Origin of the sequence: Streptomyces sp. NPDC048420 (genome assembly GCF_040651535.1) — a bacterium.
In the GTDB taxonomy this organism is placed as follows: Bacteria; Actinomycetota; Actinomycetes; order Streptomycetales; family Streptomycetaceae; genus Streptomyces.
This window is the reverse complement of the sequence record NZ_JBEZKG010000023.1, coordinates 14,717-40,609: the sequence shown is the minus strand read 5'-3', so window position 1 is coordinate 40,609 and position 25,893 is coordinate 14,717. Positions and strand designations below refer to the sequence as shown.

Here is a 25,893-nt window from a genome sequence, read left to right as displayed (position 1 = left end):
GACGTCTTCCCGCTTCCAGCCGGCCCGGACGCCATAAGCCTTGAGCACGGGGCAATCGTGCTCATCACAGGCCCATCGGGTCCCCGCCGGCCGGGAGCGGTTGTTCGGCCCAGATGACCTTTCCGTCGCGGTTGTGCCGTGAGCCCCAGCGGTGGGCGAGCGCCGCGACCAGTTGCAGGCCGCGGCCGCCTTCGTCGAAGACCTGGGCGCGGCGCAGGTGCGGGGCGGTGCTGCTGGCGTCGGAGACCTCGCACGTCAGAGTGGACTGGAGGATCATCCGCAGCTGGACGGGGGCTTTGCCATAACGGATGGCGTTCGTCACCAGTTCGCTGACCATGAGTTCCGTGGTGAAGGCCATGCCTTCCAGTTCCCAAGCCGCCAGCTGGGCGGATACGAACTTGCGCGCGTCCGAGACGACGGACGGATCGGAGGGGAGACCCAGCGTGGCGACGTGGTCGGCGTCCAGTGCTTTGGTGCGCGCCACGAGCAGTGCGACGTCATCGGCGGGCCGGGTAGGCAAAAGTGCGTGGAGGAGTGCGTCGCAGGTGTCCTCCAGCGAGGCCGGTGCCTGGGCGAGGACGTCACCCATCACCGCGAGGGCGGTGTCCACGTCGCGGGTGCCACTTTCGATGAGGCCGTCGGTGTACAGAGCCAGGAGACTGCCTTGTGGCAGTTCGAACTGGGCTGTTTCGAAGGGCAGCCCTCCCAGGCCCAGCGGCGGGCCGATCGGCACTTCCGGGAAGTCAACCGCACGGGAGGTTGAGCCGACTCGGCTGCGGGAGGTCAGGGGAGTGACGACGGCCGGTGGAACGTGTCCGGCGCTGGCGAGGGAACACAGGCGGGAGACGGGGTCGTAAACCGCGTAGAGGCAGGTGGCGCTGAACTCGTCCGCATTCCCTTCCTCCTCACGCTGCAGGCGGATGACCACGTCATTGAGGTGGGTGAGTAGATCGTCGGGCATCAGGTCGATGTCCGCGAAAGCACGGACAGCCGTCCGCAGTCTGCCCATCGTGGCGGAGGCGTGGAGGCCGCGGCCGACCACGTCGCCTACGACGAGGGCGACGCGGGCTCCGGAGAGCGGGATCACGTCGTACCAGTCGCCGCCCACGCCCGCGCGGGATCCGCAGGGCAAATAACGGCAGGCCGTCTCGACGGCCGCCTGTTCGGGCATCTGATGCTGGAGCAAGCTGCGCTGGAGGGTGAGCGCGGTGGAACGCTCCTGGGTGTAGCGACGGGCGTTGTCGATGTAGACGGCCGCCCTGGACGCGATCTCCTGGGCCAGGAACAGATCTTCGTCGTCGAAGGGGTCCGAAGCCTGGTAGCGGAGGAATTGCGCGAGGCCCAATGGGATTCCGCGGGCCCGCAGCGGAACCAGGAGCACGGAGCGGATGCCACGAAGGGCACCTCTGTGGTCCGCAGGCGCCCCCAGCCATGCGGGAAGGTCTGAGGCCGTGACGCGGTATCGCAGGGGCTCTCCGGTGGCCAGTGCGCGGGCCGGCTCCGACTCCTCGGGGTAGACATGCGTCTGCCCTGTGTCGACTGCTGAATCGGGGCAGCCATCCAACACAGACCGCTGGGCGACCCGACGGACTACTGAAAGAGCGGCTGCCGGCTCCATGCCGTCTTCCTGGAACGCGGAGTCGAGTAGGTCGACGGTGACGAGATCGGCGAACCCATCGGTACCTACGTCTGCCAGTTCCTGGGCGGTGCGGGTCGTGTCCAGGGTGGTCCCGATCAGCGTGCTGGCCTCATTGATCATGATCAGCCGCCGCTGCAGCCAACGGTCGCGTTCCCTCTGGTATGCCGCAACAGCCCCTTCCGCGGTGCGATCGACGTACTCGAAACCCATCATGCTGAATGCGATCGTCGCCTTGGTGATCGACTCCGGGGTAGTGGTGAGAGGGGCGGTCTCCTCAAGGAACAGACGAAGCAGACCGGCGTGGACGAGCCGATAGATCCGTAGGAGGTTGCTGATCTGCACTCCGTGCTCAGCGAGTCGGCGAGCGAACTCGATGCCGGCAGGTGGCGTCGTCACGTCGGCCATGTCAATGCGGTGCTCGAGAACATCCAGAACGGCGGCGACGTGCTCGGACACGGCCCCTGGCACCAGAGCGGCGATGTCCTCGTACTGCCACAGTTCGGGAAGCTCGCGGCGCAAGCGCTGCAGCATCGCAGCGGTGAATTCATCCGTTCGGGGCGCGAGCCCTCGAGCGAGATCGCGAATGAAGGCATGGGCGTCGGTTCCCACAAGCCAAATCTACGGGCAAACGGTGCGTATGAGCACCTTGAGGGTGTGGGACCGAAGGCCCGATCTCTTTGACGAAGCGGCGGCCGAGGCTCGGCTTCCAGCCCGGTTCGGCCCGCTCCGCATCACGCTCGGCGACGGAGCCCGCACTGGGTGCGACCAGGTGCTGCCGCAGGTGCTGCCGCAGGTACGGGTCGCGGAAGGTCACCGGCCACGAGGGCCGGGAACCCGGTCGATGTTGATTCCCGTCTCCGGGAACCGCAGCAGTTTGAAGCCGTTGAGCAGGCGCGTGGTGGAGTTCCAGAAGTCTCCGGCACCGGCATGGGCGTCGATGAATTCCGCGGCCGCAGCGGGATCCTCGGTTGCGATGGCGGCGACGAGTCCCGACGCCGCCTCGTTGGCGATCTGAGCCGCGTGCAGCGTGCCGTTCGCGTTGTCGACGGTCACGGTCACGGTTGCGGCGCGTCGCGGGTCGAGCGACCACTCGTACCCGCGGGGATGAGAGTGCGGGGGGAGGTACACCGCGATACCCAAGAACTACAGGACTTCGAGAACGCCGGGCAGCCGCTCGTCGCACCGAAGGAGGTCCCGTCCGGTACCACTCCGAAGTACTCACGGCCGATGGCTTCGACGCGCACGATGGCCTGCTGGGCGAGATCGATTCCCTCGTCCGCGACGTGCAGGCGTTTGATCCGGGCGTCGTGCTGGTCCTGCTCACGGGTGATGAGCTGCTTGGCTTCCACGGGACGGGCGGCCTGGGAGGCGGTCACGGTGTCCATGCCTGCGTGCTCGGCGAGCACGCGTTGGTTGGGCGGCTCCCCATGACGGCCGAGCCACCATGTGCTGGCCGGCACGACGAACTGCGGCGGCCTGGGCGACAGGACCGCTTTGCGGGCGGACTACGTGGACGAGCTCCTCCAGGTGGGAAGCCGCCCCGGCCACCCCACCGTTGCCCGGGCCCTGTACCAGAGCCTGCCCAGCCTCATGGCGGCCCGTTCGCGCTACCCCGAGGTCAAGGCACCGATCCACCTCGTCTACCGGGAGAAGGACTGGTCCCGGCGCTCGGACCGGGAAGCCGACAAGGAACTGCTGCCTGCCCCCGAATTCACCCAGGTGACCCGGCAGCGGACCGACAACAGCGTCGGGGCCTGTGGTGGCCCCCTTGTAGCAACTCGATAGGTGCGCCCACTGTCTGAGGCCGCACCTGTGGGTGAATCGAATCCGAGTCGGAGCCGCGGCGTAGCTCAGCCGCTCCGCCTCCTCGCCGGTGGACAGCCGGTGGACAGACGCCTTTGGACAGTGGTCACGGGGCGGCATAGGTCATCCTGTTGCACGTGTTGTGATCAGGAAGAACGTCATTGGGTGACACGGTCTCGGGTTCGAATCCCGAAGGCGGCTGCATAGTGAACCTCAGGCCAGGGCTTTGACCTGGGGTTTCTTGTTTCGAGTGACTTTGGAATCCGGGTTAATCGAGCACCTGTGTTCTACGCATCGCAATGCGTAGGTCTGGGATCGACTGGCAGTGGGCGCTTGGGTTCACAGGGCTGTGACCTGGCATTTTGTTCCGTGTTGCCGGTCAGCTCGGGTCTGTCGGTTTCGGTGTGGTGGCCAAGCGTGCAGCGATTGTGTAAATGGGTCCCCGATCTGCTGTGCAGTCACAGGCGTGCTTGGGGCTGCAGGGTTGTGCCATCCGGACAGTCCCACGATCAACGCGCTCCACCTGGGGCACGATCGACAGGAGCCGCCGCAGCGGTGTCAGCCAGCGGTGATGTTCACCGATACCAGGTCGCGGCGTCGGCTGGACGGCCGGTGCCAGGACGGGAAGGGGGCGGTGTCGACAGCGGTGTCGCCGCGCCAGCCCTGGCACCGCCGTCTGGCACCCTTTTGTCGCCGGGTCCAGAACTGGAGTCCCGCCCGACGGGGCCCAGCCCGCCGCCGGGCCTTCCTGGGGCCCAGAATGGGGCCGGAAGGACAGGGAAACCCCGGGCGTGATCACCAGACCCCGGACACCCCAATGTGTGGAGCTCTTCAGTCGCGGTTTCGATGATCGTGCCCTCGCCGACCGGCTGCCGGGCCTCTTCCTGCTTCGGGGCGCGTTTTCTCAGACTCGGTGAGTGTCGGGCTCCGGGTCCGGCAGGGGGAGTTCGTCGAGGTCGAGGGTGAAGGTGCGGCCGTCGGCCAGGGGGATGGGGAGCTTGCCTGTGCCGTATGCGCGGGTGTGGGCGGTGCTGTAGCCGCTGGAGGTGGGCTCGGTGTGCAGGACGACTTCCCGGGCGTAGGGATCCACGACGAGGTAGACGGGGATGCCGTACCGGCCGTACTTCGCGGTGCAGTCGTCGTAATCCTTGCGTGCCGAGGACGTGGAGACGACCTCCGAGATCAACAGGACGTCCTCGAAGCTGTAGCGCTTGCCTTCCTTGCGCGCGTCCTCGCGCAGGATGGCCAGGTCGGGGGCGGAGTTCTCGTCGGCGGGGAAGTCGATGTAGACGTCCGAGGTGACCTTCGCGTGACGGCCGAGGGCGACAGAGTCGATCTGCATCGACCTGATCGTGCTGGAGTGCTCTTCGCTCTGCGGGGTCATGATGATCTTTCCGTCGACGCCGAAGAACACCACGTATCCCGCGGGGAACTCGGTGTGCGTGATCGCGTCGACACTCATGGACGGTGCTCCTTCCCGTGTGCCGTCATGATACGGCGGACAGAGCCGTCTCACGGGTGGACTTCCGTGGCGTGCGCGCACCACAGGGGGGAACCGGTCCGCACGAGCGGACGCCGTGACGCGGGGCGTGAGCTGGGCCCGTAGGTGTTCGGACCCAACAGCTGGCGTTGGGTGACCTCCAGGGGCGCCCACAAGGCACCGGTGGTGCACAAGTGGCTGCTCGCGCACCCCCGCTTCCGCATGCACTTCACCCCGACGTACTCGTCGTGGATCAACCAGGTCGAGCGGTGGTTCGCCGAGCTGGAACGGCGCTGCCTGGAGCGCGGAGTGTTCTGCTCCCTTGACAGCCTCAAGGCCGCACTTGAGGACTGGATCAAGGTCTGGAACGACGAAGCCCGGCCGTTCAAGTGGACCAAGACTGCCGACCAGATCCTCGACCGGATCTGCCGTTACTGCGATCGGGCGAGGGTCGCGGGCGGCGGCGTAGACCTTCGCGGCACCGCGGTCGAGGCTGGTCACGCTCGTCGTGCCCAGCCGGTTCGGTGACGCGACAAGGTGCTGGCGTGCCGCACGGCCTTTTGTATTGCATTCGTACGTTAATAGGGTGGGGCGAGCCGGTCGGCAAGAGGTCAGCGAGAATTAAATTATGGTCGCACGCTCAATGGGGGCCCGGAGGCGGCGGCCAGCGGCCAGCTGGACGAGTGAAGGAGAGTGCGGGGCCCGATACGGGCGGGAGCGCAAGCAGGAGACGCGGCGGCGGATCATCGAGACGGCTGGGCGTCGGTTCAAGAGCGACGGGATCGACGGTTCGGGGGTCGCCGCGCTGATGGCCTGATGCCGGTCGCTCTTGTGGGGGCTGGACGAGATTCGCCCCGCCCCCGGCGGCTGTCAGAACATCGTGTTGTCGTTGGCGGCGGTCTCGGGCACGGCCTGTTCGGAGCTCCAGTGTTCGACGATCCTGGCATCGCGGACCCGGAAGAGGTCGATGACCGACCGGCCACGCTCGCCCGGCGTGTCGACGTAGTGGCTGTGCACGGCGACCAGGTCGCCTTCGGCGATGACGCGTTTCGGTGTGACACTCGACTGCGGGAACTTGTCGAAGTAGCTGCCCAGGTCGGCCTTGAGGCCGGCCGCGCCGTCGGAGATGTTCGGGCTGTGTTCGTGGTAGTCGGCGCCGACGTAGGCGTCGATGGCGGTCAGGTCCTTGCGGACCAGCAGCTGGTCGACGAACGCGGTGACCAGTTCCTTGTGGTAGGCGGTGAACCACCGCTGCCCGACCGCGTCGGTCCGCGGCTCGCTGAGCGTGGCGAACATGTCGTTGCCGCTGGCCGTGGTGGCGGGCACTTCCTGAATGACGTCCCAGTGCTCGGCGATCTTGCCGTCCTGGAAGCGGAACAGGTCGAACACGGCCAGACCCTCGGTGCCCGGCACCATGACGTAGCGGGAGTGCAGCAGCACCAGATCGCCGTCGGTGATGATCCGGCGGGGCTCGAAGGCGGCCTGCGGGAACTGCTGTCGCATGGCGCCGCTGAAGTACTTGAGGGCGTCGGCTCCGTCGGGCGCCAGGGGGTTGTGCTGGATGTAGGAATCGGGCCGCACGACCCGATCGACGATGGCCGTGTCGCCGAGGACGAACACGTCGTGCAGCAGTTGGCTGGCAAGGTGTGCCTTGCTGTCTCGGACGGTCAGCACGATCTTGCCGGTGGTGCGGCCGGTCTCGCCGAGCGTGTGCGCCTTCGCGGCCTCGGCGAGCGGGAAGGTGGCGTCGATGTGGGCGCGCAGTGCGCCGGTCTCGACGAGGGCGGCGATGGCCTGCATGCCGGCGTGGTCGGCCTCGACCAGCAGCGACTCGTAGCGGATCCCCCGCTCGGCGATCGCCGCCAGTTCGCCGGCGTCGACGGGTACCGGAAGGATCGAGACGAGGGTGCCGCCCGGGCGCAGCACGGCCACGGATCGGGCGCGGGCGGCGGAGTCGAAGGAGACCGGGTCGAGGACCACGTCGATGTCGCTGAGCACCTCGGTGAAATCGACGCTGTGGTAGTCGATGACCTCGTCGGCACCGAGGGATCGCAGGAAGTCGTGTTTGGCGGCGCTGGCGGTGCCGATCACGTACGCGCCGCGGGCCTTGGCGATCTGCACGGCGAGGTGACCGACGCCGCCGGCCGCCGCGTGGATCAGGACTCGCTGCCCGGCCCGGACGTCGGCGGTGTCGACCAGTGCCTGGTAGGCGGTCAGCGCGGCCAGCGGCAGCGCACCGGCCTGGACGTGGTCGATGCCGGCGGGCTTGTGCGTGAAGACGCGGGCCGGCGCGGTCACGTACTCGGCGTGCGAGCCGACTCCGCCCGGGTAGGGCAGCATGCCGAAGACCTCGTCGCCGGGCTTGAACAGCGTGACGCCCACGCCGACGGCCTCGACGACGCCGGAGACGTCCCAGCCGAGCACCAGCGGCATCCGGGCGATGGTCGCGGACCGGGCACGGTTCCCCCAGTCGGTCGGGTTGACCCCGGCCGCGTGGACGGCGACCAGGATCTCGCTCACCCCTGGCGCCGGTTTGGGCAGCAGGGTCTCCTGCAGCACGTCGGGGGCGCCGTAGGTGTCCTGGCTGATGGCTCGCATGGTTTCGGTGTCCGTCATGGGCCCAGCCTGGCCGCCGTCACAGGCCCCTACAATGGCGTGATCGCCAATTTTCGACGGGATCCTGCCGTGATCAAGGTGCACCGCGTCGTTGTCCTCGCCTCACACGGGGTGTACCCGTTCGACCTGGGCATTCCCCACCGCGTCTTCGGCGCCGCGGACGGCCGCTACGAGGTCGTGACCTGCACCATCGACGGTCACCCGGTGCGCACCAACGCGGACTTCTCCATCAGCGTCGATCATGGCCCGGAGGCGTTGCGCACCGCCGACACCGTCATCATCGCGCCGTTCCACACCGGCAACCCCCGCCGTCAGACGTCGGTCGACCTGGCGCAAGTCCTCGCGTACGTGGCCCCCGGCACCCGGATCGTGTCGACCTGCACCGGCGCCTTCGTGCTGGCCGCGGCGGGGCTGCTCGACGGGCACCGGGCCACCACGCACTGGCACGCCACGGGCCTCTTCCGGGAGTGGTACCCGCAGGTGGAACTCGACCCGAACGTCCTGTTCGTCGACGAAGGCGACGTGCTGACCTCGGCCGGTGCCGCTGCCGGCATCGATGTCTGCCTGCACCTTGTCCGCAAGGACCACGGCAGCGAGATCGCCAACCGTGTGGCCCGCACCTGCGTCGTCCCCCCGTGGCGCGACGGAGGCCAGGCGCAGTACATCGAACACCCGGTCCCCGACGCAACGGCGAACGACACGTCCGCCGCCCGGCAGTGGGCGCTGCAGAACCTGCACAAGCCGCTGACGCTGAGCGACCTTGCAGAGCAGTCGAACATGAGCCAGCGCACCTTCGCCCGCCGCTTCAAAGAAGAAGTCGGCTTGAGCCCCGGACGCTGGCTCATCCAGCAACGCGTCGACCGGGCCCGGCAGTTGCTGGAATCCACCGACCTGCCGGTCGACGAGATCGCCGGCCAGGTCGGCTTCGCCGGCGGCACCTCGCTGCGCGAACACCTGCACGCCGCTATCGGCGTCACACCACTGGCCTACCGGCGCACCTTCCGAGGCCCACTGGCAACGAGCCGTGCCGCCGCGGCGGATGCCCGGCGGGACGGGCAAGCATGTCGCCCTGGACCGTAACTCGATCGTCGTGAACAACGCCGGTGTCGCCAACAGCAACCTCCCCCTCTCCGCGTCGCTCGACGTCGCGCGCGGCGAGCTTGAGGTGAACTACTTCGGGCTCATCTCCATGACGCAAGCGTTCGCCCCGGTCGTGGAGGCCAACGGCGGCGGTGCCTTCGTCAACATGCTCTCGGTCGCCTCGTGGGCGGCGTACCCCGTAGCCGCAACGTACGGCGCGTCGAAGGCAGCCGCGTGGAGCTACACCAACGCCGCCAGGCAGCAGCTCATGACGCAGGGGACCGAAGTCGTCGCCGTCCACGCAGGGCCGGTCGACACCGACATGCAGGCCGGCTTCGACGTCCCCAAGACCCCGCCGGCCGACGTGGCCCGCAGCGCCCTGGACGCGCTGGAGGCAGGCCGGCCCGAGGCCATCGTCGACGAGCTGAGCCGCAACGTGAAGTCCACGCTGCACGACGACCAGGCCCTGCTGTACCCGGCCATCGAAGCGCAGCTCGCCGCGCAGCCGGCCGACTGACCCACCAGAGTGCCGGCGTCGAGTCCGCGGTACTCAGCTTGAGAGCAGCCGCGTGTCGGTATCGCGCCAGGCGAGATGCCGGCGCGGCCCGGGCATGCAGCGGAGCAGGTTCATGCACTCTCCATGGCGGATCGGGCGGGCTCGCTGCCCGTGGTCCGCGGCCCCGCAACGGTCGCCGCGGTGAGGTTGAGGACGTGTGTCCATGTCGAGGTTCACATCGCCGTAGGGCCGGACGTGGGACCAGAACAGGGGGGCCAGGCCGCGCCGGTCAGCGGGGATGCGGAGGTCCGCCCACTCCGGTTCGCCGAGGATGTCCTGGTGCATCGGGGTCAGGTGGCCGTTCAGCGCACGGCGATTGGCAGGCGTGAGGGCGGTGTTACGGCAGGCCATGGGTTGGCGGTCGGCCAGGACGGGCTGGCTGACGCCCGGGGCATCGGGCGTGTGGCACACAGAGCGCGGTCGGGGTTGAAGACGCAGGTGACGAAGGTCCCCAGGTACATGTGCGGGTCGTGGCGGGCCACGATGCGGCGCGCGGGCGGGCTTCGTCAAGGGCCAGGGGCGGCTCCAGTGGCTTGGGAATGGGTCATTCGTCGTCGAGACGACTGGTTCCCACCATGGTGGGAACCTCGTGCTGTGGCGACTGCAGTTCCTCGGGAAGCTGCTGGTCATCCAACGGGCGGTGCGTGAGCGGATGGTGCGGCACAAGGTGGTCTCGGGTTCGAATCCCGAAGGCGGCTCTATGGTGAACCCCAGGTCGGGCTTTTGACCTGGGGTTTCTTGTTTCTTGGTTCGGGTTTCCTTGGATTCCGGGCTGATCGGACACCCCAGACCTACGCATCGCAAGTGGACAGACGCGGGACGCCGCGGGGTGAAGCCGTGGCGCCGGGACAGCCGCCCGAGGGGCGCCACTGGAGTGCTGACATCTGGCATTCAGCCGCTACGGAGGTCGCCGGGGCCTCGCCGCATGGGCGAGCACCGCGAAACAGGAACTGGGCGGGGAGTTCATCACCTCCCTGGCCCGGGGTCTGACTGTGGTCACCGCGTTCGGTGAGGGACGTGCCGAGCTGACGCTCTCCGAAGTCGCCGAAACCACCGGCCTGCCCCATGCCACGGCGCGACGCGCCCTGATCACCCTGGAACACCTCGGCTATGTCACACGCCACCGACGCGGGTTCCGACTCGCTCCACGGGTGCTCTCCCTCGGTTTCCCTCCGTTGTCCAAGAGGCGACATCTCTGGCGGTGCTCACCGGCAACGACGTCCAGTGCGCGGCCTCGGTGGCAGCGGGACGCGTCATGGACGCCGACATCGCCGTGGGCGCACGCCTGCCCGCCCGCGCGACCTCCACGGGCCGCGTCCTGCTCGCGAACCTGCCGGACGAGGAACGTTCGGCCCTGCTGGCACGTACGCGGATGAGGGCGCTGACCCCGTTCACCATCACCACTGCCCACGACCTCACAGCCGTCCTCGACCTTGTGCGTGAGGAGGGACACGCCCTGGTCGACGGGGAACTGGGCGAAGGTCTTCGCTCCGTCGCCGTACCGGTGCGCGACCGCGACGGCAGCTGTCTCGCAGCCATCAACGTCACCATGCACAGCAGCCGGGGCTCGGCTGACGAGTGCGTCACGACGACTCTTCCGGAACTGCGTGCAACAGCTGCGCTCATCGAAGCCGACCTGCATACGGCACGATGATTCGTTCGGGTTCCGATCGCCTGAACGAGCACGGGCGTCACCACGGCGGCCGCCACCGACCACATGATCGGTGGCGGCCGTCGGCCGTCTAGCGTGCGCTGGGGCGCAGTTGGGCCTCAAGGAAGGTGATGACGGTCCGCCAGGACGGGGTCACCGGATGAGGCGGTGTGGTGTGACCGTCCCATGTGATCTCCTCATAGGCGTCCTTGCGGGTGTCGGGGTCGCTCAGCATGTCGAAGAGCGGGCCGTGGCCGGCGTGCGGGAAGGAAACGAAGCCCACCTCGTCGCCTGCGGAGGCCAGTGCGTCGCGGAGCAGTCGGCCCTGGTGATAGGGCACCAGAGGATCCTGCTCGCCGTGGAAGATCAGGAACGGCGGTGTGCGCCGACCGCCGACGTAGGTCAGCGGGTTCGCGGCCGCGACCTTGTCCGGGCAGTCGTTGATGGGGCAGCCGAGCAACAGCGACTCGGGCGAACGCGCGTCTTCATGGCAACCGGTGAGTCCCAGGACGGTGTTGAAGAACGTGCAGTTGTCCAGCATGTGCGCGTCCATCTGCGAGAAGTCGGTCGGCGGATAGAACGGCAGGGCCGCCTGAACCGCACTCGAGGGACCGCGTACACCGACATCGCCCTCCAGCGCCGGGATGTCCCCGGTGACCCCGGCCATCGCCGTGGTCCAGCCGCCAGAGGAGTCACCCATGATCGCGAAGCGCCGGGGGTCGAGGTTGTAGGTCTTCGCGTTCGCGCGCAGCCAGCGGATGGCGCCCTTGATGTCATAGAGCTGGGCCGGGAACTTGGCCTGCGAGCTGGAGCGGATCGACACACCCGCCACCGCGAACCCGTACGGGTTGAGCTCGGCAGCGACCTTGTCGGCCCCTTGGCGACCGTTGTCGGCCATCCACGCCGAGCCGGCAGAGAAGATCACCAGCGGTACCGGCCGCGGTGACCGCGGGACATAGAGGTCCAACAGGTGCCCCTGGCTGTCGGCCGGCTGGGCAGGCGCGTAGGCGACGTCCTTGGTGACATTCACCGCCGCGGGCGCGGACGGGGTCGCGAATCCGGACGCGGCGGTCATCGCCACCGCCATGACCCCTCCTGCAAGGGCCAGCAGAAGGCGGCTCCTCGGCACGGCTGGTAGTAGACGCCGGAACATCATGTTCACTCCTCTTCGAGTGGGCGCAGTCGGCAGATGCCGTCGTCGGAGTCTGCGGAGCGGCAGGGTTGACGACGGGCTGACGTACAGACGTTTCGCCTGGCGAGCGGTACGAATGCGACATGCGGGCTGAAGGGGGCGACCTCGGAAGGCCCCCAACCGCAATGTGTTCGCCTATCGAAATTGATTTCGCTGTACGGTGGGCATGAGTGTGGGACCGACCCGCATCGGTGTCAATGGTGAGGACGCGGTGGTCCGTCAGGTCAGCTGGAGCCGGCCGGAGTGGGGTACGGCGGAGAGATCACCCTCGACCGCATCAGCCGTCGCAAGGAGTGCGGGCAGGACCTGCTCGAAACACTCGGCGACGGTGCGCCGACTGGGGTGCATGGCCACGTTGATCGCGGCCAGCACCTCGCCGTCCTTGCCGCGTACGGGTACGGCCATCGAGCGCAGGCCGACTTCGAGTTCCTCGTCGACCAGGGCGTAGCCGCAGTCGGCCGTCCTCTCAAGAAGCCTGAGGAGTTCGTCGACTTCCGTCACCGTGTTAGGGGTGAGCCGTGCGAGGGGCGAGGCGGCGAGCAGTGCGGCACATTCGTCTCTGGGAACGTCGGCGAGCAGGACCCGGCCCATGGAAGTGGCGTAAGCGGGCAGGCGGGTGCCCACGGAGGCGTCGACCGTCACCAAGCGGATGCTGGCGGCGCGGGCGACGTAGACGATCTCCGAGCCGGAAAGCACTGACATCGACACGGAGTCCGAGAGCCGACGGGACAGCTCCGTCAGATGGGGCTGGGCCAGCTGCGGCAACGTCAGACGCGACAGGGGGGCGTAGCCGAGGGACAGGATCGCGGCGCCCGGACGGTACAGCCCTCCCCGGTTCGTGATGTAGCCGAGGTGGTCCAGGGTGATGAGTGCACGCCGCGCGGTGGCACGCGGCAGACCGGTGAGGCGAGCGACGTCGGAGCTCTTGAGGGCGTGGCGGCCCTCGCCGAAGGCTGTCAGCACTCTCAGGCCGCGGGCGAGGGATTCGACGAAGTCGCGGCGGGTCGTGAGAGTCCTGGTGTTCTCCACTCGCCTGCCCATGGGTTCGGAACGTGACACCGGTTGCTGTGAGGCCAGTTCGCGCTCCATGTCAGCTGCGGCACGGCGGGCGGCCGGCAGTGCGGCCCGCGCCAGGGCTTCGGCGCTCGGATAGCGCCCGATGAGGCTGACGACGTTCACCACGCAGAGGAGGTCTCCGTCGGGACCGTGGACGGGGACACCGAAGGCGATCAGGCCCGGTTCCAACCACTGGTCGTCGAGGGACCAGCCGTCGGATCCGGCGGCGGCGGCACGTTCGCGAAGGTCATTCGTGCAGGCCTGGGCGTGCCCCGGCCCTCGCACGCAGTGGTGCTCCGCCTGATGCCGTTCCCACTCCTCAGAGCTCCAGGTAGCGGCCAGCAGAGCGCCGGGCGCCGAGGCGTCGAGCGGCAGGCGGTCGCCGATGCTGCAGACGATGCTCATCCGGCGGTCCCGCTTGGACGCGTGGACGAAGTGGGCGCCGTGCTGGTCCGGGACGGTCAACGTGACGCCTTCGTCCAGTTCCTCGGCCAGAGCGTCGGCGTGGGGCCCAAGGAGCTCGGGAATTCTCACGGCGGACAGGTAGGCATTGCCCACTTCCATCAACGGGGGTGCCAGCATGACCTCGCGTCCCTCGATGCGGAGGTAGCCCAGAGAGTCCAAGGTGCTCGTGATGCGGTCGAGAGTGGCCCGGGGCAGGCTCGTGCGATGGGCAAGTTGCTGCAAGTCCTCTCGCCCGCCTGCGTCTGTCAGCTCCCTGAGGACGGCGATCCCACGCATCAGCGGGCCGACCACCTCGGCGGGCGCACGCTGCGCTACGAGCTCGTCCACCCCGCGGGCCACGACCTCGGCCGCCATGCTCTCTCCTTGCTTCCGTGCAGCCCACGGTACACCGGCGTTGACGCGGTCACCCTCAAGGACCAGGCGAGTAGCCGGAGGGCTGACATCCTCGTTGCGGCCGCTTTCACCTGTGCCCTGGCTGGAGTTGAGCGGGAGGGGGGCGGGATGGCCGGCATGGCCGCGGCCGGGGACCGGCGCCCGCTCGGCTTGTGTTGCGCGCCGGGCGGGGCCGTCGCGCGGGATCGGCGACGGCGGCCGGGGGTCAGGAGTCGTCGGGGGTGGAGTCGGTGATGTCGAGGAGGCTGGGGCTCGCAGGCAGTGGGGCCGGCGTCGGAACCTTCGTGCCGGCCACGATCCGGCCGGGCGGGGGCCAGAGCGCCCGTCTCCAGGCCGAGGGCGTTGCGGGCCGCGATCCGTGCGAGGATTTCGCGTTCGAGATCGCCTTCGAGGGCCGCCTGACCCCGAGCAACAACTGACCGGTCAACGACCAGGATCAGCCGTTGAATTGGCACCCCGCCCGGGCCCCCGTTCCCCCTCAGAGGGTCGCGCGCAGGTGGCTGACCGTGACGAAGTGGTAGCCCTGGGCGGTGAGGGTGCGCAGGATCTCGGGGACGGCAGCGACCGAGGTGGCGTGGATGTCGTGGATCAGTACGACGCCATCGGCCTTGGCCTGGGAGATGACGCTCTGGGCGACCTTCGCGGCGTTCGGGTACTTCCAGTCCTCGGTGTCCACGGTCCACAGCACGGGGGAGAGGCTGGTGACCGCCCGCACCTTGCCGTCGATCGCGCCGTACGGCGGGCGGAACAGCGTCGGCTCCTGGCCCGTGGCGGCCTTGATCGCCGCTGTGGTGCGCTCCAGCTGGGAACGGATCTGGGCGGAGGAGAGGTTGGTGAGAACCGGGTGGTTCCAGGAGTGGTTGCCGACCTCGTGGCCGGACTTCATCTCGGCGCGGACGACCTCCGGGTGCGTGGCGACGTTCTGGCCGACGACGAAGAAGGTGGCGCGAGCCTTGTACTGGGCGAGGTATTCCAGCAGCGTTCCCGTGTAGGGGACGGCAGGACCGTCGTCGAAGGTCAGGGCGATGCACTTGACCTTGGAGCAGTTCGTGGTGTCCTTGCCCGGGTCCGGCTGTGCGGTGACGGTCTGGGCGGGCGTCTCGGTGGCACCGAGGTCCAGCTTGCCGCCCGGGTGGGTGGTCTGGTGCTGGGCGCGGCTGCCGAAGTCGGACAGGAACGGGGTGACGGTCGCCTTGGGGAGCGTGACGGAGATGCGGCCGGCCGGGGGAACAGCCACGGTTCCCCGGTCGAAGCTGATCTTCAGGCCTCCGTCGGAGGTGAAGCTCATGTCGTCCAGGTAGGTGTCGCGGTACTCCCGGTCGTCGAGCGACGAGGCGAGGGAGTCACCCCCGACAGCGCCTGATGATGGTCCCCCTGCTGGCAGGCTCGCTGAACAGGGCGCGCGCCACCGGGCTGGCCGTCGAGACGAAGGCGTTCGGTGCGGGTCGCTGGCACGACTTCTACCGCGACGTGCGTTTCCGGACGACCGACTGGGTGGTCCTTGTCGCGTTGCTCGCTCTCCTCGGGGTCGCCGTCTACCTCCGCGTGCAGGGCTGCGGGACGTTCACATCCGAGCTGAGGCAGGCGAGCTGACATGGGACGAGTCATCGACCGGCCGATCGCCGAGACCCGCAACCTCACCTTCACTCACGCCGGAGACGAGCAGCCGTCGCTGCGCGGCCTCGACATCCAGTTCGCCCCCGGTGAGTTCGTGGTGCTCATCGGGGCCTGCGGCTGCGGCAAGTCCACCCTGCTGCGCTGCCTGGCGGGCATCTCCCCGCACCTGAGCACCGGCGAGATGGAGGGCGCGGTCCTCACCGAGGACGTGACTCAGGCCGTCATCAGCCAGCTCTCTCCCGAACTGGCCCGGGTCTGAGACTTGCAGGAGCTGAGCTCGGCCAGGCCCTTGCGACGACGGGCCGGCCGAGCCACAGCCGTGCGGGTTTGTGGCGACCGGCAGTTCTGATTCGACGTTGTGCTCGCGGGTTCGGACGTAGCCCGTCTCGTCGACCACTCCCTCGTCCGCGGTGATGTGGACGACCGCGCCGATGGCCGGAGGCACCGCGCGGCTTCCACAGCGGCCGCGCGCCGTCTACTCGTTGGCAGTCGACAGGGACGGCGCGGGCACCCGCAGCGCCAGCGGAGCCGCCGCTCCCGCCACGGCGAACAGGACGCCCAGCAAGAGCCATCCCTCGCGCGGGCGGTCACCGAGGCAGAGCACCGCGATCAGCACCGGTGCCACTGCGGTCGCGGCGCCGCGGCCCAGCGAGAAGAAGCCCTGGTACTGGCCGTGCATGCCTTCCGGCGCGAGTGAGAAGCTCAGCCCGAACGAGCCCGCCGACAGCCACAGTTCGCCGAAGGTGAGGGCGGCCGCGAACAGCAGCAGCAGAACTGTCGCCGGCCAGCCGCCCATCCCGCCGGTGAACGCCACGAGCGCGCACGCGGCGAACAGGGCGATCCCCGAGTCGCGGCACATCCGGGCGGCCCGGCCCTCGTCCTCGGCGCCACGGCTGAACCGTATCTGCAGACAGATCACCATCACCGTGTTGACGGCGACGATGCCCGATACCAGGACCGGGGGTGCCTCGGTGTGCCGGAGTACCCACAGCGGTACGGCGAAGGACAGCACCTGTGCCTGGAGGGACAGAACACCGCAGATCAGGGTGACGGCGGCGTAGCGCCGGTCGCGCAGGACCTGCCAACCGGAACCGGTGCGTGGCACCTCTTCGGCGGGCCGGGTCTCCCGTGCACGCAGCCACCGCAGTGGCACCGCCGCTCCCGGGTAGGTCAGCGCGGTGCACCACAGCAACGCCATGTACCCGGCCGCGGTGTCGGCCTGGATGACCAGCGCCGAGGCCGCCGCGCCGATCGTGACGCCGACGTTGGTCACCACCCGCAGGTAGGCCCGCAGCCGCACCCGTTCGATGCCCTCCCCGACCGTGGCGACCAGCGCGCCGCGGGCCGCGGTGCTGCCCTGCTCGGCGAGGAGGAAGACCAGGATCAGCGCCAGGAACACCGGGAACGAACGGGCGAAGGCCAGCGCGGCCATCGTGGCGAACTGGACGCCGAGCAGGCCGGTGTACGTCGGCCGGGGGCCGAACCGGTCCGCCAGCTTCCCCAGCGGTACGGCACCGGCCAGCGCCACGATCCCGGCGACGGTCAGGCCGGAGGCGACCTGGTGCACGGGCAGTCCGACGACCCGCGTGAAGAACAGGGTGCTGGTGGTCAGATAGAGCCCGCTGCCGACCGTCTTGATCAGCCATGACAGGGCGAGCAGCCGGGGTTCGCCGGGAGCGGGCAGAGCGGCGTCGAGCAGGGCACGCGCCCGACCCGGAGCGGAGGTCGTCATGCCGAGGGCCCGGCCAACTCGTGCAGCCCCGAGATGAACGTCTCCGCGGCCGTCTCGTCCGCGGCCGTGAAGTACGCCTCCAGATGCCCCGGGCTGGCGCACTCCTCGGGCGTCAGCACCTCCAGCACGCCGGGCAGGGCCAGTACGCGCTCGCGAAGGCCGGGCAGCGCGGGCAGCCGGGTACGGCCGATCGTCTCGGGGTGCGGTTCGCGGGCCGGACGGCTGGGCTGTTCACCGGCCGAGACCCGGACGAACTCCTCCCACAGGTCCAGCCCGAAGGCGTGCCACCACATCCGGGAGATGCCCATGCCGCCCGGCCGTACGGCCACTTCGCCGATGACCGGTCCCGCCTGGGTTCGGAACACCTCCAGGTGCGTGACCCCGGCCGGCAGGCCGAGCGCGGCGACCACCCGGCGGTGCAGGTCCAGGACCTCCCGCGAGAACGGATCGGTCTGGTCGCAGACGTACCCGCTGTTCAGGTTCGGCGAGGTGCGAAGCGGCGGGAGGAAGTAGCGGGAGACGGCTGCGCGGGCCACCTCGCCGTCGTGTACGACGCCGTCGCAGTGGTACTCGTGCGTGAACCGCACCAGGCGCTCCACCTGGACCGGCAGCCGCTTGCCCGCGAGGTCGGCGAAGTCGCCGGCCCGGTGCCGCTCGGCGAACTCCTCGGGGGAGTCGACGCGGTAGGTGCATTTCGAGGCGGCGCCGAACACCGGCTTGATCATGACGGGCCAGCCGGTCCGCTCCGCCGCCCGGGGCACTTCGTCGACCGTGGCGGCCTGGGCGTAGTCCGTCACCGGGAGGCCGGCGGCGCGCAGCCTGTCCTTCATGGCCCGCTTGTGGGCGCCCCACAGGGACTGGTCGAAGCCCGGGCCGGGCACGCCGAGCAGAACGCGGACCAGCCCGGCCGCCACCACGCTTTTCTCGGTGGCCGCGATGACGTGGTCGACGGGGCCGTGTACGGCGAGTTCGTACGCCGCCTGCTCGACCTGTGTCAGGTCGGCGAAGTTGTCGACGTACGCTACCTCGTGGTCCCGGTACAGGTCGGCGTACACCTTGCGGGTCATGAAGCGGACGTTCATGTCCCGGCGGCGGGCCAGGGCTTCGAGGACCTCGGGCTTGTCCGAGTTGAGCAGGAGTACCTGCCGGGTCACTTGATCTCCGTAGGTGGTGAGGCGTGGTGGTAGGTGACGGTGGCGGCGGCCTCGTCGACGACGGCCCAGACGGGGGAGGGGCCGCGGTCCGGGGCGCAGTGGGTGACGGAGCCCACGTTGACGACGTAGCGGCCGTCGGGCGCGAGCGGGACCGGCTCCCCGAACCGTACGGGCAGGCGTTCCACCCGCACCGGGCGGCCGTTGCGGCCGGGCCACAGCCGGTACAGGGCACTGCGGTGATGGTGTCCGTGCACCAGGGCCCGGCCGGGAAAGTCCGCCTCGGCGGGGCACCACAGCCCCGGTTCCAGTTCGCGCCACGGCAACGGGTGGCCGTGGCAGTACAGGGCGAAGTCGGTGCGGTGCTCCAAGGGGGCGTCCAGCAGCGGGCGGGTCCAGTCGGGTAGGAGGTGCTCGGGCACCAGGGCGCGGATCCGCTCCTCCTGGTTGCCCCGCACCAGCCGTACCCCGTCCAGGAGCCGGGCGAGTTCGGGGTCCGGGTCGAAGACGTCGGCCAGTCGGCCGCCGAACTCGTACCCGGCCACCTCCCGTTTCCCGACCCGGCACTCGAAGACGTCGCCGAGGCAGACCACCCGGTCCACCCGCTGCTCACGTATCCCCTCGAGAACGGCTCGCAGCCGCGCTGTGTCCCCGTGAATGTCGGTCACCACGGCATGGCGCACCGCTCTCACCCGCTCGTTTCGATCCGCACCCGGGACGCCAACTCCTCGCAGACACGGGAGGCGTCGGCCGGGTCCGCGCCGTCGGTGATGATGTGTCCTGCGCGGTCCTGCGAGCTGCGCACCGGGCGGATCAGGTCACCGACCGCGACGTCCAGCTGGATCTCGGCGGTGGTGCCCCCGGTGTCGGGCAGGGCGATGTGCCGGACCGTTCCGGGTGGTGGGGTGAGGAAGCGGATGGCCGCTCCCCGGCGGGCGACGGGCGGGTCGGCGGGCGGACGCAGCAGACCGAACGGGCAGCCCGCGGTGAGGCTCACCACGTCCAGGCCGTAGGCCCGGCGCAGCAGTTCACGGATCTTGTCGCCGCCGATGCGGTTGTGCGACTCCAGGACGCGCGGGCCCTTCCCGGTGACCTTGACCTCGGTGTGGGCGGGGCCCTCCGTCAGTCCCACGGCGTCCAGGAAGGCGTGGACCAGGGCGGTGACCTCCGCCAGGACGGGCGCGGGCAGGGCGCTCGGCTGGGTGTGCCCGGTCTCCACGAACGCGGGACCGACCAGCTTGTCGGTCACCGCGAGCACGGTGTGCTTCCCGTCGTAGGAGAAGCTCTCCACGCTGATTTCGGGGCCGTCGAGGTACTCCTCGGCGATCGGCTGCGTGCCGCCCGCCGCTTCGAACGCCCGCCAGACGTCCTCGGCCGCCTGCGGTCCGGCCACCCGGAAGACGGCCTGACTGCTGGTGCCGGCCGCGGGTTTGAGGATGACCGGACCGCCTGTCGTACGGCAGAACGCGGCGAGGTCGGCCGCGTCGCGCGGCGCGGCGGTGTGCACCGGGCCGATGCCGCGGGCGTTGAGCATGTCCCGCATGCGCTGCTTGTCCTGGAGCAGGCCCACGGTGTGCAGCGAGTTTCCGGGCAGGCCGAGCCGCTCGGTGAGCGCGGCCGTGGGCAGCAGGCCGCGCTCGGTGAGCGACAGAACCCGCCCGAAGGGGCGTTCGGCGTGCAGCGGCGCCAGGGCCGCGTGCAGCGCGTCGGTGTCCGCCAGGTCCTCGGCGAGGGCCGTGTCGGCCTCCGCGGCCACTGGCGGCGCCGGCCGCGCGGCGTCGTGCACGAAGACGGTGTCGATGCCCAACGCGCGGGCCGCGCGCACAAGTTGCGGGGTGCCCGCGAGCACCGCGATACGCGGTGTCGCGGGCGCCTGCTGCCCAAAGGTCATGCCACGGGCTCCGGCCGGGTGTCCACGGTGGTTCCCGCCGCCGGCGTCACCGCCTCCGGGTCGCCGAAGCGCTCCTTGAGGTAGGCGATGATGTCGGCGTTCTCCCGCAGCTTGCCCGGGATGACGGTGGCGCCGTCGACCAGGGCCGGGATGAACTTGCTGCCCGTGGTGCGGATCAGCTCGTGCCGCTCCTCGCGCGGCTTGGGCACGTTGATGTTGATGTAGGAGACCTGGAGCTTGGTGAGCAGCTCGCGCACCGGCTTGCAGTCGGGGCAGGTCTCCCGCTGGAACAGGACGAGCATCAGCGGCCCTCCTCGTGGAACGTACGGATGATCTCGCCGACGCCGGAGCCCGGCGTGAACGTGTGGCCCAGGTCGAGCAGGGCCATCTCCAGGGCACCGAAGATCCCGCTCAGGTCGAGGGCGTCGGCCGCGCCCACGTGTCCGACCCGGATGAGCTTGCCCTTGAGGTGTGCCTGGCCGCCGGTCATCGTGACGCCGTACGAGGTGGACAGCGTCTTCAGCAGCTGACCGGTGTCGATGCCCTCGGGTGCGAGGGCCGAGGTGATGACGTGGCTGCGCCGGTTCGGGGCCTGGACGAAGGTGCTGAACCCGAGTTTCAGCAGACCGCGTTCGGCCGCCTTGCCGAGGAGGGCGTGGCGCCCGCGGAAGGCCTCCATGCCCTCCTCGTCCAGCATCTTCAGCGACTCGTGCAGTGCGAGCAGCAGGGACACCGCGGGGGACGAGGACGACATCGGGTAGAACTGGCGCAGCCGCTTGAACGACCAGTAGTAGTTCGGCCCGGTGGACCGCTCCACGGCCGTCCACGCCTTGTCGGAGAGTGCGACGAAGGCGAGCCCCGGCGGCAGCATGAAGCCCTTGTGGGACGCGGCGAGGACCACGTCCAGGCCCCACGCGTCCATCTCCAGCGGGTGCACCAGCAGACCGCTGATGGCGTCGACGACCACGACCACGTCGGTGTCGCGGAAGATGCGCCCGATCGCCTCGACGTCGTTGAGCGCCCCGGTGGACGTCTCGCTGTAGACGACGAACGCGCCCTTGATCTCCGGGTGTTCGCGGTAGGCGGCCGCCACCCGCTCGGGGTCGGCGCTGGTGCCCCAGTCGCTCTCGACGATGTGCACGACGAGTCCGTAGGACTTGCAGATCGCCTGGAAGCGCTCGCCGAAGTAGCCGTTGGAGACGACCAGGACCTCGTCGCCGGCCGAGAAGCAGCCCGCGACCGCGGCCTCCATCGCGCCGGTCCCGGAGGAGGCGATGGTGTACACGGGCGCGCTGGTGCCGAACAGCGGGGGCAGAGCACCGCTGATCTCGTGGATCAGCTGCTCCATCTCGGTGGAGCGGTGGTGGATGATCTCGCGGGCCCCGGCCAGCAGCAGGCGCTGCGGTACCTCGGTGGGGCCGGGTGTGGCCAGCCGCAGCTTCACCGGCTGTCCTCCTTGATCTCGTCGGTGTGGGGGGTGGTCGCCGCGGGCCGGGGAGCGTCGACGAAGACGCGGCGGGTGGCGGGTTTCAGATCGAAGTCGAAGAGCACCACGCGGTGGCTCGGCGACATGGCGAGGCGGCCGTCCCGGAAGGGGACGAGGAGACTGGTGCCGAGCAGCGACGACTTCAGGTGTGAGAAGCCGTTGGGGTCGGCGGTGGTCAGCTCGTGCAGATAGCGGCTGCCGTCGGCGGGGGACTCCGGTGCGATCCGCTCCAGGGTCCGCAGCAGGTCCTGCACGGCGCCCGGCTCGTAGCGCATCACGGTGAGCCCGATGGTGCTGCCGTGCGCGAACACCCCGGCCAGACCGTCGCCGGTGCCGTGCTCCTGGAGAGCGGCGGCGATCCGGTCGGTGAGGTCGTAGTGGGAGTTGAGGCCGGTGCTCTCCACCGTCAGTTCGATCACCGGGCCCCCTCCGCGAGCCCGCTGATCGTCGGCGGCACGTTCTCGGCCGTCAGGTCGCCCGGCCCGGTCAGCGTCCAGGCGGGTACCCCGGCCAGGACATCGGCGATGCGGGCGAGCTGATCGGCGTGGGCGGCGCGGCCGTCGTCGAGGTAGTGGTGCCAGCCGGCGTTGGCGCCGTCGAAGGCCGACTCCACGTTGGCGCGCAGGACTTCCGCGTGGTCCTCACGGCTGCCGGTGAGCGGCTCGACGGCCGTGCGCTCGCCGGGGCCGATCGCCGGGTGCAGGATCGCCGCGACCGGTACGCGCACCCCGACCGGGGCGCTCGGGAAGCGGTCCCGGAACAGCAGCGGGTCCACCGCGAACTTCCCCACCGGCGAGAACGCGTGGCCCTCGGCGGGCACGTAGTCGTCCCCGATGCCCGCGATCTCCTTCAGGCCCGGGTACTTGGCGACGGTGCCGTAGCCGAGGTGCGGGTAGTCGGGCCAGCCGGCCGCGACGACCGAGCCGTCCGGCAGCTCGTGCAGCACGGTCTTGTCGCCACTGAGCACCTGGTAGCCGAAGTGCTCCACCAGTTCCAGGAGCACCGTGCTCTTGCCGGCCCCTTTCGCGCCGGTGACGAGCACGACCTCGCCGTCCCGGTAGGCGGCGGTGGCGTGCAGCACCGCGGCGCCGCTGTTCTCCTGGTGCTTCAGCACCAGGTCGCGCACCAGCTCGACGAGGTCCATGTGCCCGCCGGCCCCGAGCGTCACGTCGATCACCCGGGCGGCGCGGTCTAAGACGAAGCGGCTGCCCGTCTTGGTGCACTCCAGGTACTCGCGGCCGTCCACGACGGCCCGCCGGGCCGGCACGGTGAAGAATTCGCTGGCGCTCTTGCGGAGGTAGATGTCCTCCGTCACGGTCCCGGCCACAGGTGCGAGGCGTTCCGGGTCCGGGGCGTGGACGCGCAGGGTCGCGACCGGCTCGCGGTCGCTCTCGCCGGGTTTGGCCTCCTCGGCGACCAGATGGGTGGCGAGGAAGGCGAGCGCGTCGTCGATGCCGGCGCCGGGCGCCACCTCCAGGTCGAGGTGGGTGCCGTGGAAGTCCAGCCGCAGGGCGGTGGAGTCGGTCGGGCTGGTCACTGTGCGGCCTCCGCGAGTTCGCGTCCCAGGGACTCGTAACGCTCCTGCTGCTGAAGCATCTGGGGCATGCGCTGCAAGTCGAAGATCTCCTTGAGCGGGGCGAGTTCGGGCTCCACGTTCAGCGTGGTGCCGTCCCGCATGATCTTGGTGAGGGTCTCCCGCATGGCCCGGATCGAGCTGCGCAGCGCCTGGTTGGCGTAGATCGCCATGGCGAAGCCGCGCTGTTCCAGTTCCTCGACGGTGACCTGGTTGTACGTGGTCGGCACGACGATCACCGGGAGTCCGCCGCGGTAGGCCTCGCGGAAGGCGAAGACCTCCTCGGGGTCCTTGCGCTTGGAGTGGATGAGCAGGGCGTCCGCCCCGGCCCGCTCGTACACGTCGGCCCGGCGCAGTGCCTCCGCCATGCCCTGCCCGGAGATCAGGGCCTCCAGACGGGCGACCACGACCATGTCGGTACGAGTCTCCGTGGCGGCCCGGATCTTGCCCGCGAAGTCGTCCAGCGGGGCGAGGTCCTGGTTGCCCTCGATGAAGCTGTTGAGCTTGGGGAACTGCTTGTCCTCGATGCACACGCCGGCCACGCCGCGCGCCTCGTAGGAGCGCACCATGTGGATGACGTTGTTGACGTTGCCGAACCCGGAGTCGCAGTCCGCGAGGACCGGGATGTCCACGGCGGACGCGAGGCCGGCGGCCGCGTCGAGGCATTCGCCCATGGCGAGGATGTTGGCGTCGGGCACGCCGGCCGTCGCCGAGATCTCCAGCCCACTGGACCAGACGACGTCGAACCCGGCCTCCTCGGCGAGCCGTGCGCTGAGCGGGCTGTGCGAGCCCATGGCACGTGTCAGTCGCGGTGCGGCGAGGGCCGCGCGCAGCCGCTGTGCCGCGCCGGTCGGCGCGTCGTTCGGTTCCTGCTGGGGCGGTCGGCTCCCGGTCATGCGTCCCCTCCGTTTGTCTGTTCGGTCTGTCCGGCCAGTTCTCGGCATGCGTCCTCGACTGTCTCGTCGAGGACCTTGCGCGGCCGTGCCGCACCGATCCTGCGCCCGACCTCCCACGGATCGAGTCCGTGGTGGGCGCTGATCTTTTCGATGCGGTCCTGGAAGTAGAAGTGGTGGTCGTTGATGCCGGCCGCGATCTCGGCCCGGCGCACCGTCATGGGGCGTGGCAGCACCTGCTCGGCCACGTACTCGGCGGCTTCGCAGACCAGGGGCAGATCGGCGTGGGTGTCGTACTTGGGCCACGCAGTGAGGAAGGCCGCGGCCTGTTCGGTGGCGAGGTTGCCGGCGCCCCGCGCCATGGCGCAGAGCGAGGCGTCCAGCCAGCTCACGCCCGCGTCCAGGCCGGCGACCGCGTTGGCCGCGGCCAGGCCGAGGTTGTTGTGGGCGTGGATGCCGAGCGGTGTCGGCAGCCGCTCGGCCAGCAGTTCGACACGCCGGCGTACGTCGTCCGGGGTGAGCGCGCCGAAGGAGTCGGCGATGTAGAAGACGTCCGGTGCTTCCGACGCCACGACCGCGGCGACCTCGGCCAACTGCTCCTGGGTGGTGTAGCTGACGGCCATCAGGTTGACCCCGACCTTGAGGCCGAGGGCCCGCACGGCACGGACGTACTCCGGGACCCCGTCGATGTTCCACGGGTAGGCGGCGACGCGCACCATGGACACCGGGCTGTCGGGCAGGTCGTCCATGGCCCGTACCGGGCAGACGGTGGGTACGACCATCACGGCCAGCTCGGCGTGCGAGACGGTGGGCAGCGCGGCGAGGTATTCGCGCGTGCAGTGCGCCGAGGGCCCCGCGGTGGCGCTGGCCCTGCTCCCGGAGCCGCCGCGGTAACCGACCTCGATGACGTCGATGCGGGCGGCGTCCAGGGTGCTCACGATGGTGTGGACGTCGGTGGTGCTGAACTGCCAGTCGTTCTGGTTCCCGCCGTCGCGCAGGGTGCAGTCGAGCAGGGTGGGTTTCACACGGCTCCTTCCAGGTGCGCCGCCGGATCGGTTTCCACCAGGGCGGCCGGATCGGCCAGTTGGGCGCGGAAACGTTCCACCAGCTCCTGAGGCGTCTGCTCCACGCGCTTTCCCGCGGGGTGGCGGCGAAGCCGGCAGCGGATCCGCACCAGCGTGGGCGTGCCGGTCAGGTCCAGGGCGGCCAACTGGTCGAGGTCGTCCACGGTGTGGGCGGCGGCGTAACCGGCCGCGAGAGCCATGGCCGCCGGGTCGCCGAGGGCGGCGGTGCGCTGGCCGCCGGTGCTCTCGTGGGCGCCGTTGTCCAGGACGACGTGGAGCAGGTTCGGCCGGTGCTCCGCGATCATCGGCAGACAGCCCGGGTTCATGGCGAACGAGCCGTCGCCGTCCAGCACCAGCACCCGGCGGTCCGGGTGGGCCAGCGCGATACCGAGCCCGATCGGCGCGGCCATGCCCATGGAGCCGACGAGATAGAAGTGGTTGGCGCGATCGCGGATGTTGTACACGTCGCGCGTGATGAAGCCGCAGGTGCTCACCGTCAGGGCGGCGGACTCGCGTTCCAGCAGTGCGCCCAGGGCGTCACGGATGTCCAGCACG

The 25,893-nt window shown here is 69.7% G+C and carries 24 protein-coding genes and 5 pseudogenes; 9 read left to right on the top strand and 20 right to left on the bottom strand.

Translation table 11 applies throughout. The features are described 5' to 3' along the window. Positions 1-64 precede the first annotated feature (64 nt). The 3 genes from AB0D34_RS35550 to AB0D34_RS35540 form a co-directional block, all read right to left on the bottom strand. On the bottom strand, positions 65-2,170 hold the full coding sequence (locus AB0D34_RS35550) for a SpoIIE family protein phosphatase (RefSeq protein WP_362669526.1): 2,106 nt from the start codon (positions 2,168-2,170) through the stop codon (positions 65-67). 279 nt (positions 2,171-2,449) lie between these two features. Beyond that, positions 2,450-2,698, bottom strand: coding sequence for a hypothetical protein (locus AB0D34_RS35545; protein WP_362669329.1), 249 nt, complete (start codon positions 2,696-2,698; stop codon positions 2,450-2,452). Then, on the bottom strand, positions 2,695-3,024 hold the full coding sequence (locus AB0D34_RS35540; RefSeq protein ID WP_362669326.1) for a MarR family winged helix-turn-helix transcriptional regulator: 330 nt from the start codon (positions 3,022-3,024) through the stop codon (positions 2,695-2,697). Before AB0D34_RS35540 ends, AB0D34_RS35545 begins: the two co-directional genes overlap by 4 nt. Before the next feature lie 85 nt (positions 3,025-3,109). On the opposite strand from AB0D34_RS35540, the pseudogene AB0D34_RS35535 reads away from it, so the two are divergent. Further along, a pseudogene (locus AB0D34_RS35535) lies at positions 3,110-3,361 on the top strand (alpha/beta hydrolase); the annotation flags it as partial. A gap of 985 nt (positions 3,362-4,346) precedes the next feature. On the opposite strand, the gene AB0D34_RS35530 reads toward AB0D34_RS35535, so the two are convergent. Next, complete coding sequence (locus tag AB0D34_RS35530; protein ID WP_362669324.1) at positions 4,347-4,904, bottom strand: Uma2 family endonuclease; 558 nt, start codon at positions 4,902-4,904, stop codon at positions 4,347-4,349. A gap of 171 nt (positions 4,905-5,075) precedes the next feature. Between AB0D34_RS35530 and AB0D34_RS35525 the strand changes: the two genes are divergently transcribed. Then, complete coding sequence (locus tag AB0D34_RS35525) at positions 5,076-5,450, top strand: transposase (RefSeq protein WP_362669322.1); 375 nt, start codon at positions 5,076-5,078, stop codon at positions 5,448-5,450. Positions 5,451-5,565: 115 nt separating this feature from the next. Next, positions 5,566-5,758, top strand: a pseudogene (locus AB0D34_RS35520) (hypothetical protein); the annotation flags it as partial. A gap of 34 nt (positions 5,759-5,792) precedes the next feature. Here AB0D34_RS35520 and AB0D34_RS35515 read toward each other — a convergent pair. Further along, positions 5,793-6,551: pseudogene (locus tag AB0D34_RS35515) on the bottom strand (nuclear transport factor 2 family protein); the annotation flags it as partial. Between the two features lie 33 nt (positions 6,552-6,584). Next, a pseudogene (locus AB0D34_RS35510) lies at positions 6,585-7,520 on the bottom strand (NADP-dependent oxidoreductase); the annotation flags it as partial. An 87-nt stretch (positions 7,521-7,607) separates the two neighbouring features. On the opposite strand from AB0D34_RS35510, the gene AB0D34_RS35505 reads away from it, so the two are divergent. The 3 genes and pseudogenes from AB0D34_RS35505 to AB0D34_RS35495 all read left to right on the top strand — a co-directional run. Further along, positions 7,608-8,618, top strand: coding sequence for a helix-turn-helix domain-containing protein (locus AB0D34_RS35505; protein ID WP_355937897.1), 1,011 nt, complete (start codon positions 7,608-7,610; stop codon positions 8,616-8,618). Then, entirely contained in the window at positions 8,578-9,135 is a 558-nt protein-coding gene (locus tag AB0D34_RS35500; protein ID WP_362669320.1) for an SDR family NAD(P)-dependent oxidoreductase, read from the top strand. Before AB0D34_RS35505 ends, AB0D34_RS35500 begins: the two co-directional genes overlap by 41 nt. 953 nt (positions 9,136-10,088) lie before the next feature. Then, a pseudogene (locus tag AB0D34_RS35495) lies at positions 10,089-10,828 on the top strand (IclR family transcriptional regulator C-terminal domain-containing protein); the annotation flags it as partial. A gap of 88 nt (positions 10,829-10,916) precedes the next feature. On the opposite strand, the gene AB0D34_RS35490 reads toward AB0D34_RS35495, so the two are convergent. Next, positions 10,917-11,912: an alpha/beta hydrolase gene (locus AB0D34_RS35490; RefSeq protein WP_362669318.1), complete on the bottom strand. Its 996-nt coding sequence runs from the start codon at positions 11,910-11,912 to the stop codon at positions 10,917-10,919. 324 nt (positions 11,913-12,236) lie between these two features. Continuing rightward, entirely contained in the window at positions 12,237-13,892 is a 1,656-nt protein-coding gene (locus AB0D34_RS35485) for an IclR family transcriptional regulator C-terminal domain-containing protein (RefSeq protein WP_362669315.1), read from the bottom strand. Positions 13,893-14,164: 272 nt separating this feature from the next. On the opposite strand from AB0D34_RS35485, the gene AB0D34_RS35480 reads away from it, so the two are divergent. After that, complete coding sequence (locus AB0D34_RS35480; RefSeq protein ID WP_362669312.1) at positions 14,165-14,350, top strand: hypothetical protein; 186 nt, start codon at positions 14,165-14,167, stop codon at positions 14,348-14,350. A 59-nt stretch (positions 14,351-14,409) separates the two neighbouring features. Here AB0D34_RS35480 and AB0D34_RS35475 read toward each other — a convergent pair whose 3' ends face one another. Continuing rightward, the gene (locus AB0D34_RS35475; protein ID WP_362669310.1) at positions 14,410-15,219 is read right to left on the bottom strand and encodes a polysaccharide deacetylase family protein; all 810 of its coding nucleotides are present in this window, start codon (positions 15,217-15,219) and stop codon (positions 14,410-14,412) included. Positions 15,220-15,293: 74 nt separating this feature from the next. On the opposite strand from AB0D34_RS35475, the gene AB0D34_RS35470 reads away from it, so the two are divergent. Continuing rightward, positions 15,294-15,524: a hypothetical protein gene (locus tag AB0D34_RS35470; protein ID WP_362669307.1), complete on the top strand. Its 231-nt coding sequence runs from the start codon at positions 15,294-15,296 to the stop codon at positions 15,522-15,524. A 1-nt stretch (position 15,525) separates the two neighbouring features. Next, entirely contained in the window at positions 15,526-15,807 is a 282-nt protein-coding gene (locus AB0D34_RS35465) for an ATP-binding cassette domain-containing protein (RefSeq protein WP_362669305.1), read from the top strand. A 216-nt stretch (positions 15,808-16,023) separates the two neighbouring features. Here the strand turns inward: AB0D34_RS35465 and AB0D34_RS35460 are convergent, their stop codons facing one another. Genes AB0D34_RS35460 through AB0D34_RS35410 form a run of 11 tightly spaced genes read right to left on the bottom strand, consistent with a single transcriptional unit; the run spans position 16,024 to position 25,892 of the window. After that, positions 16,024-17,280 carry an MFS transporter gene (locus tag AB0D34_RS35460; protein ID WP_362669303.1) on the bottom strand — a complete coding sequence of 419 codons (1,257 nt, stop codon included), beginning with the start codon at positions 17,278-17,280 and terminating at the stop codon, positions 16,024-16,026. Next, positions 17,277-18,434: an ATP-grasp domain-containing protein gene (locus AB0D34_RS35455; RefSeq protein ID WP_362669300.1), complete on the bottom strand. Its 1,158-nt coding sequence runs from the start codon at positions 18,432-18,434 to the stop codon at positions 17,277-17,279. Before AB0D34_RS35455 ends, AB0D34_RS35460 begins: the two co-directional genes overlap by 4 nt. Further along, positions 18,431-19,099, bottom strand: a complete 669-nt coding sequence (locus AB0D34_RS35450; RefSeq protein WP_362669298.1) for a metallophosphoesterase family protein — start codon at positions 19,097-19,099, stop codon at positions 18,431-18,433. The genes AB0D34_RS35455 and AB0D34_RS35450 overlap by 4 nt, the downstream gene beginning before the upstream one ends. A gap of 20 nt (positions 19,100-19,119) precedes the next feature. Further along, on the bottom strand, positions 19,120-20,322 hold the full coding sequence (locus tag AB0D34_RS35445; RefSeq protein ID WP_362669296.1) for an ATP-grasp domain-containing protein: 1,203 nt from the start codon (positions 20,320-20,322) through the stop codon (positions 19,120-19,122). Then, the gene (locus tag AB0D34_RS35440; RefSeq protein WP_362669294.1) at positions 20,319-20,624 is read right to left on the bottom strand and encodes a glutaredoxin domain-containing protein; all 306 of its coding nucleotides are present in this window, start codon (positions 20,622-20,624) and stop codon (positions 20,319-20,321) included. Before AB0D34_RS35440 ends, AB0D34_RS35445 begins: the two co-directional genes overlap by 4 nt. Then, complete coding sequence (locus tag AB0D34_RS35435; RefSeq protein ID WP_362669292.1) at positions 20,624-21,766, bottom strand: alanine--glyoxylate aminotransferase family protein; 1,143 nt, start codon at positions 21,764-21,766, stop codon at positions 20,624-20,626. Before AB0D34_RS35435 ends, AB0D34_RS35440 begins: the two co-directional genes overlap by 1 nt. After that, positions 21,763-22,227, bottom strand: coding sequence for a YjbQ family protein (locus AB0D34_RS35430; protein ID WP_362669290.1), 465 nt, complete (start codon positions 22,225-22,227; stop codon positions 21,763-21,765). Before AB0D34_RS35430 ends, AB0D34_RS35435 begins: the two co-directional genes overlap by 4 nt. Beyond that, positions 22,224-23,345, bottom strand: a complete 1,122-nt coding sequence (locus AB0D34_RS35425; RefSeq protein ID WP_362669288.1) for a hypothetical protein — start codon at positions 23,343-23,345, stop codon at positions 22,224-22,226. Before AB0D34_RS35425 ends, AB0D34_RS35430 begins: the two co-directional genes overlap by 4 nt. Then, positions 23,342-24,277 (bottom strand): isocitrate lyase/phosphoenolpyruvate mutase family protein, encoded by a 936-nt coding sequence (locus AB0D34_RS35420; RefSeq protein WP_362669285.1) that lies wholly within the window; start codon positions 24,275-24,277, stop codon positions 23,342-23,344. Before AB0D34_RS35420 ends, AB0D34_RS35425 begins: the two co-directional genes overlap by 4 nt. Beyond that, on the bottom strand, positions 24,274-25,299 hold the full coding sequence (locus AB0D34_RS35415) for a hypothetical protein (protein WP_362669283.1): 1,026 nt from the start codon (positions 25,297-25,299) through the stop codon (positions 24,274-24,276). The genes AB0D34_RS35420 and AB0D34_RS35415 overlap by 4 nt, the downstream gene beginning before the upstream one ends. Next, a complete protein-coding gene (locus AB0D34_RS35410; protein WP_362669280.1) occupies positions 25,296-25,892 on the bottom strand; it encodes a thiamine pyrophosphate-dependent enzyme in 597 nt (198 codons plus the stop codon). The genes AB0D34_RS35415 and AB0D34_RS35410 overlap by 4 nt, the downstream gene beginning before the upstream one ends. Position 25,893 lies beyond the last annotated feature (1 nt).

What these genes read in the sequence shown, in the direction of transcription:
- AB0D34_RS35550 (WP_362669526.1), bottom strand. Translation starts at nt 2,170, where the DNA reads ATGCTGCAGCGCTTGCGCCGCGAGCTTCCCGAACTGTGGCAGTACGAG.
- AB0D34_RS35540 (WP_362669326.1), bottom strand. Translation starts at nt 3,024, where the DNA reads ATGGACACCGTGACCGCCTCCCAGGCCGCCCGTCCCGTGGAAGCCAAG.
- AB0D34_RS35530 (WP_362669324.1), bottom strand. Translation starts at nt 4,904, where the DNA reads ATGAGTGTCGACGCGATCACGCACACCGAGTTCCCCGCGGGATACGTG.
- AB0D34_RS35500 (WP_362669320.1), top strand. Translation starts at nt 8,578, where the DNA reads ATGCCCGGCGGGACGGGCAAGCATGTCGCCCTGGACCGTAACTCGATC.
- AB0D34_RS35490 (WP_362669318.1), bottom strand. Translation starts at nt 11,912, where the DNA reads ATGGCGGTGGCGATGACCGCCGCGTCCGGATTCGCGACCCCGTCCGCG.
- AB0D34_RS35485 (WP_362669315.1), bottom strand. Translation starts at nt 13,892, where the DNA reads ATGGCGGCCGAGGTCGTGGCCCGCGGGGTGGACGAGCTCGTAGCGCAG.
- AB0D34_RS35480 (WP_362669312.1), top strand. Translation starts at nt 14,165, where the DNA reads ATGTCGAGGAGGCTGGGGCTCGCAGGCAGTGGGGCCGGCGTCGGAACC.
- AB0D34_RS35475 (WP_362669310.1), bottom strand. Translation starts at nt 15,219, where the DNA reads ATGAGCTTCACCTCCGACGGAGGCCTGAAGATCAGCTTCGACCGGGGA.
- AB0D34_RS35470 (WP_362669307.1), top strand. Translation starts at nt 15,294, where the DNA reads ATGATGGTCCCCCTGCTGGCAGGCTCGCTGAACAGGGCGCGCGCCACC.
- AB0D34_RS35465 (WP_362669305.1), top strand. Translation starts at nt 15,526, where the DNA reads ATGGGACGAGTCATCGACCGGCCGATCGCCGAGACCCGCAACCTCACC.
- AB0D34_RS35460 (WP_362669303.1), bottom strand. Translation starts at nt 17,280, where the DNA reads ATGACGACCTCCGCTCCGGGTCGGGCGCGTGCCCTGCTCGACGCCGCT.
- AB0D34_RS35445 (WP_362669296.1), bottom strand. Translation starts at nt 20,322, where the DNA reads ATGACCTTTGGGCAGCAGGCGCCCGCGACACCGCGTATCGCGGTGCTC.
- AB0D34_RS35440 (WP_362669294.1), bottom strand. Translation starts at nt 20,624, where the DNA reads ATGCTCGTCCTGTTCCAGCGGGAGACCTGCCCCGACTGCAAGCCGGTG.
- AB0D34_RS35420 (WP_362669285.1), bottom strand. Translation starts at nt 24,277, where the DNA reads ATGACCGGGAGCCGACCGCCCCAGCAGGAACCGAACGACGCGCCGACC.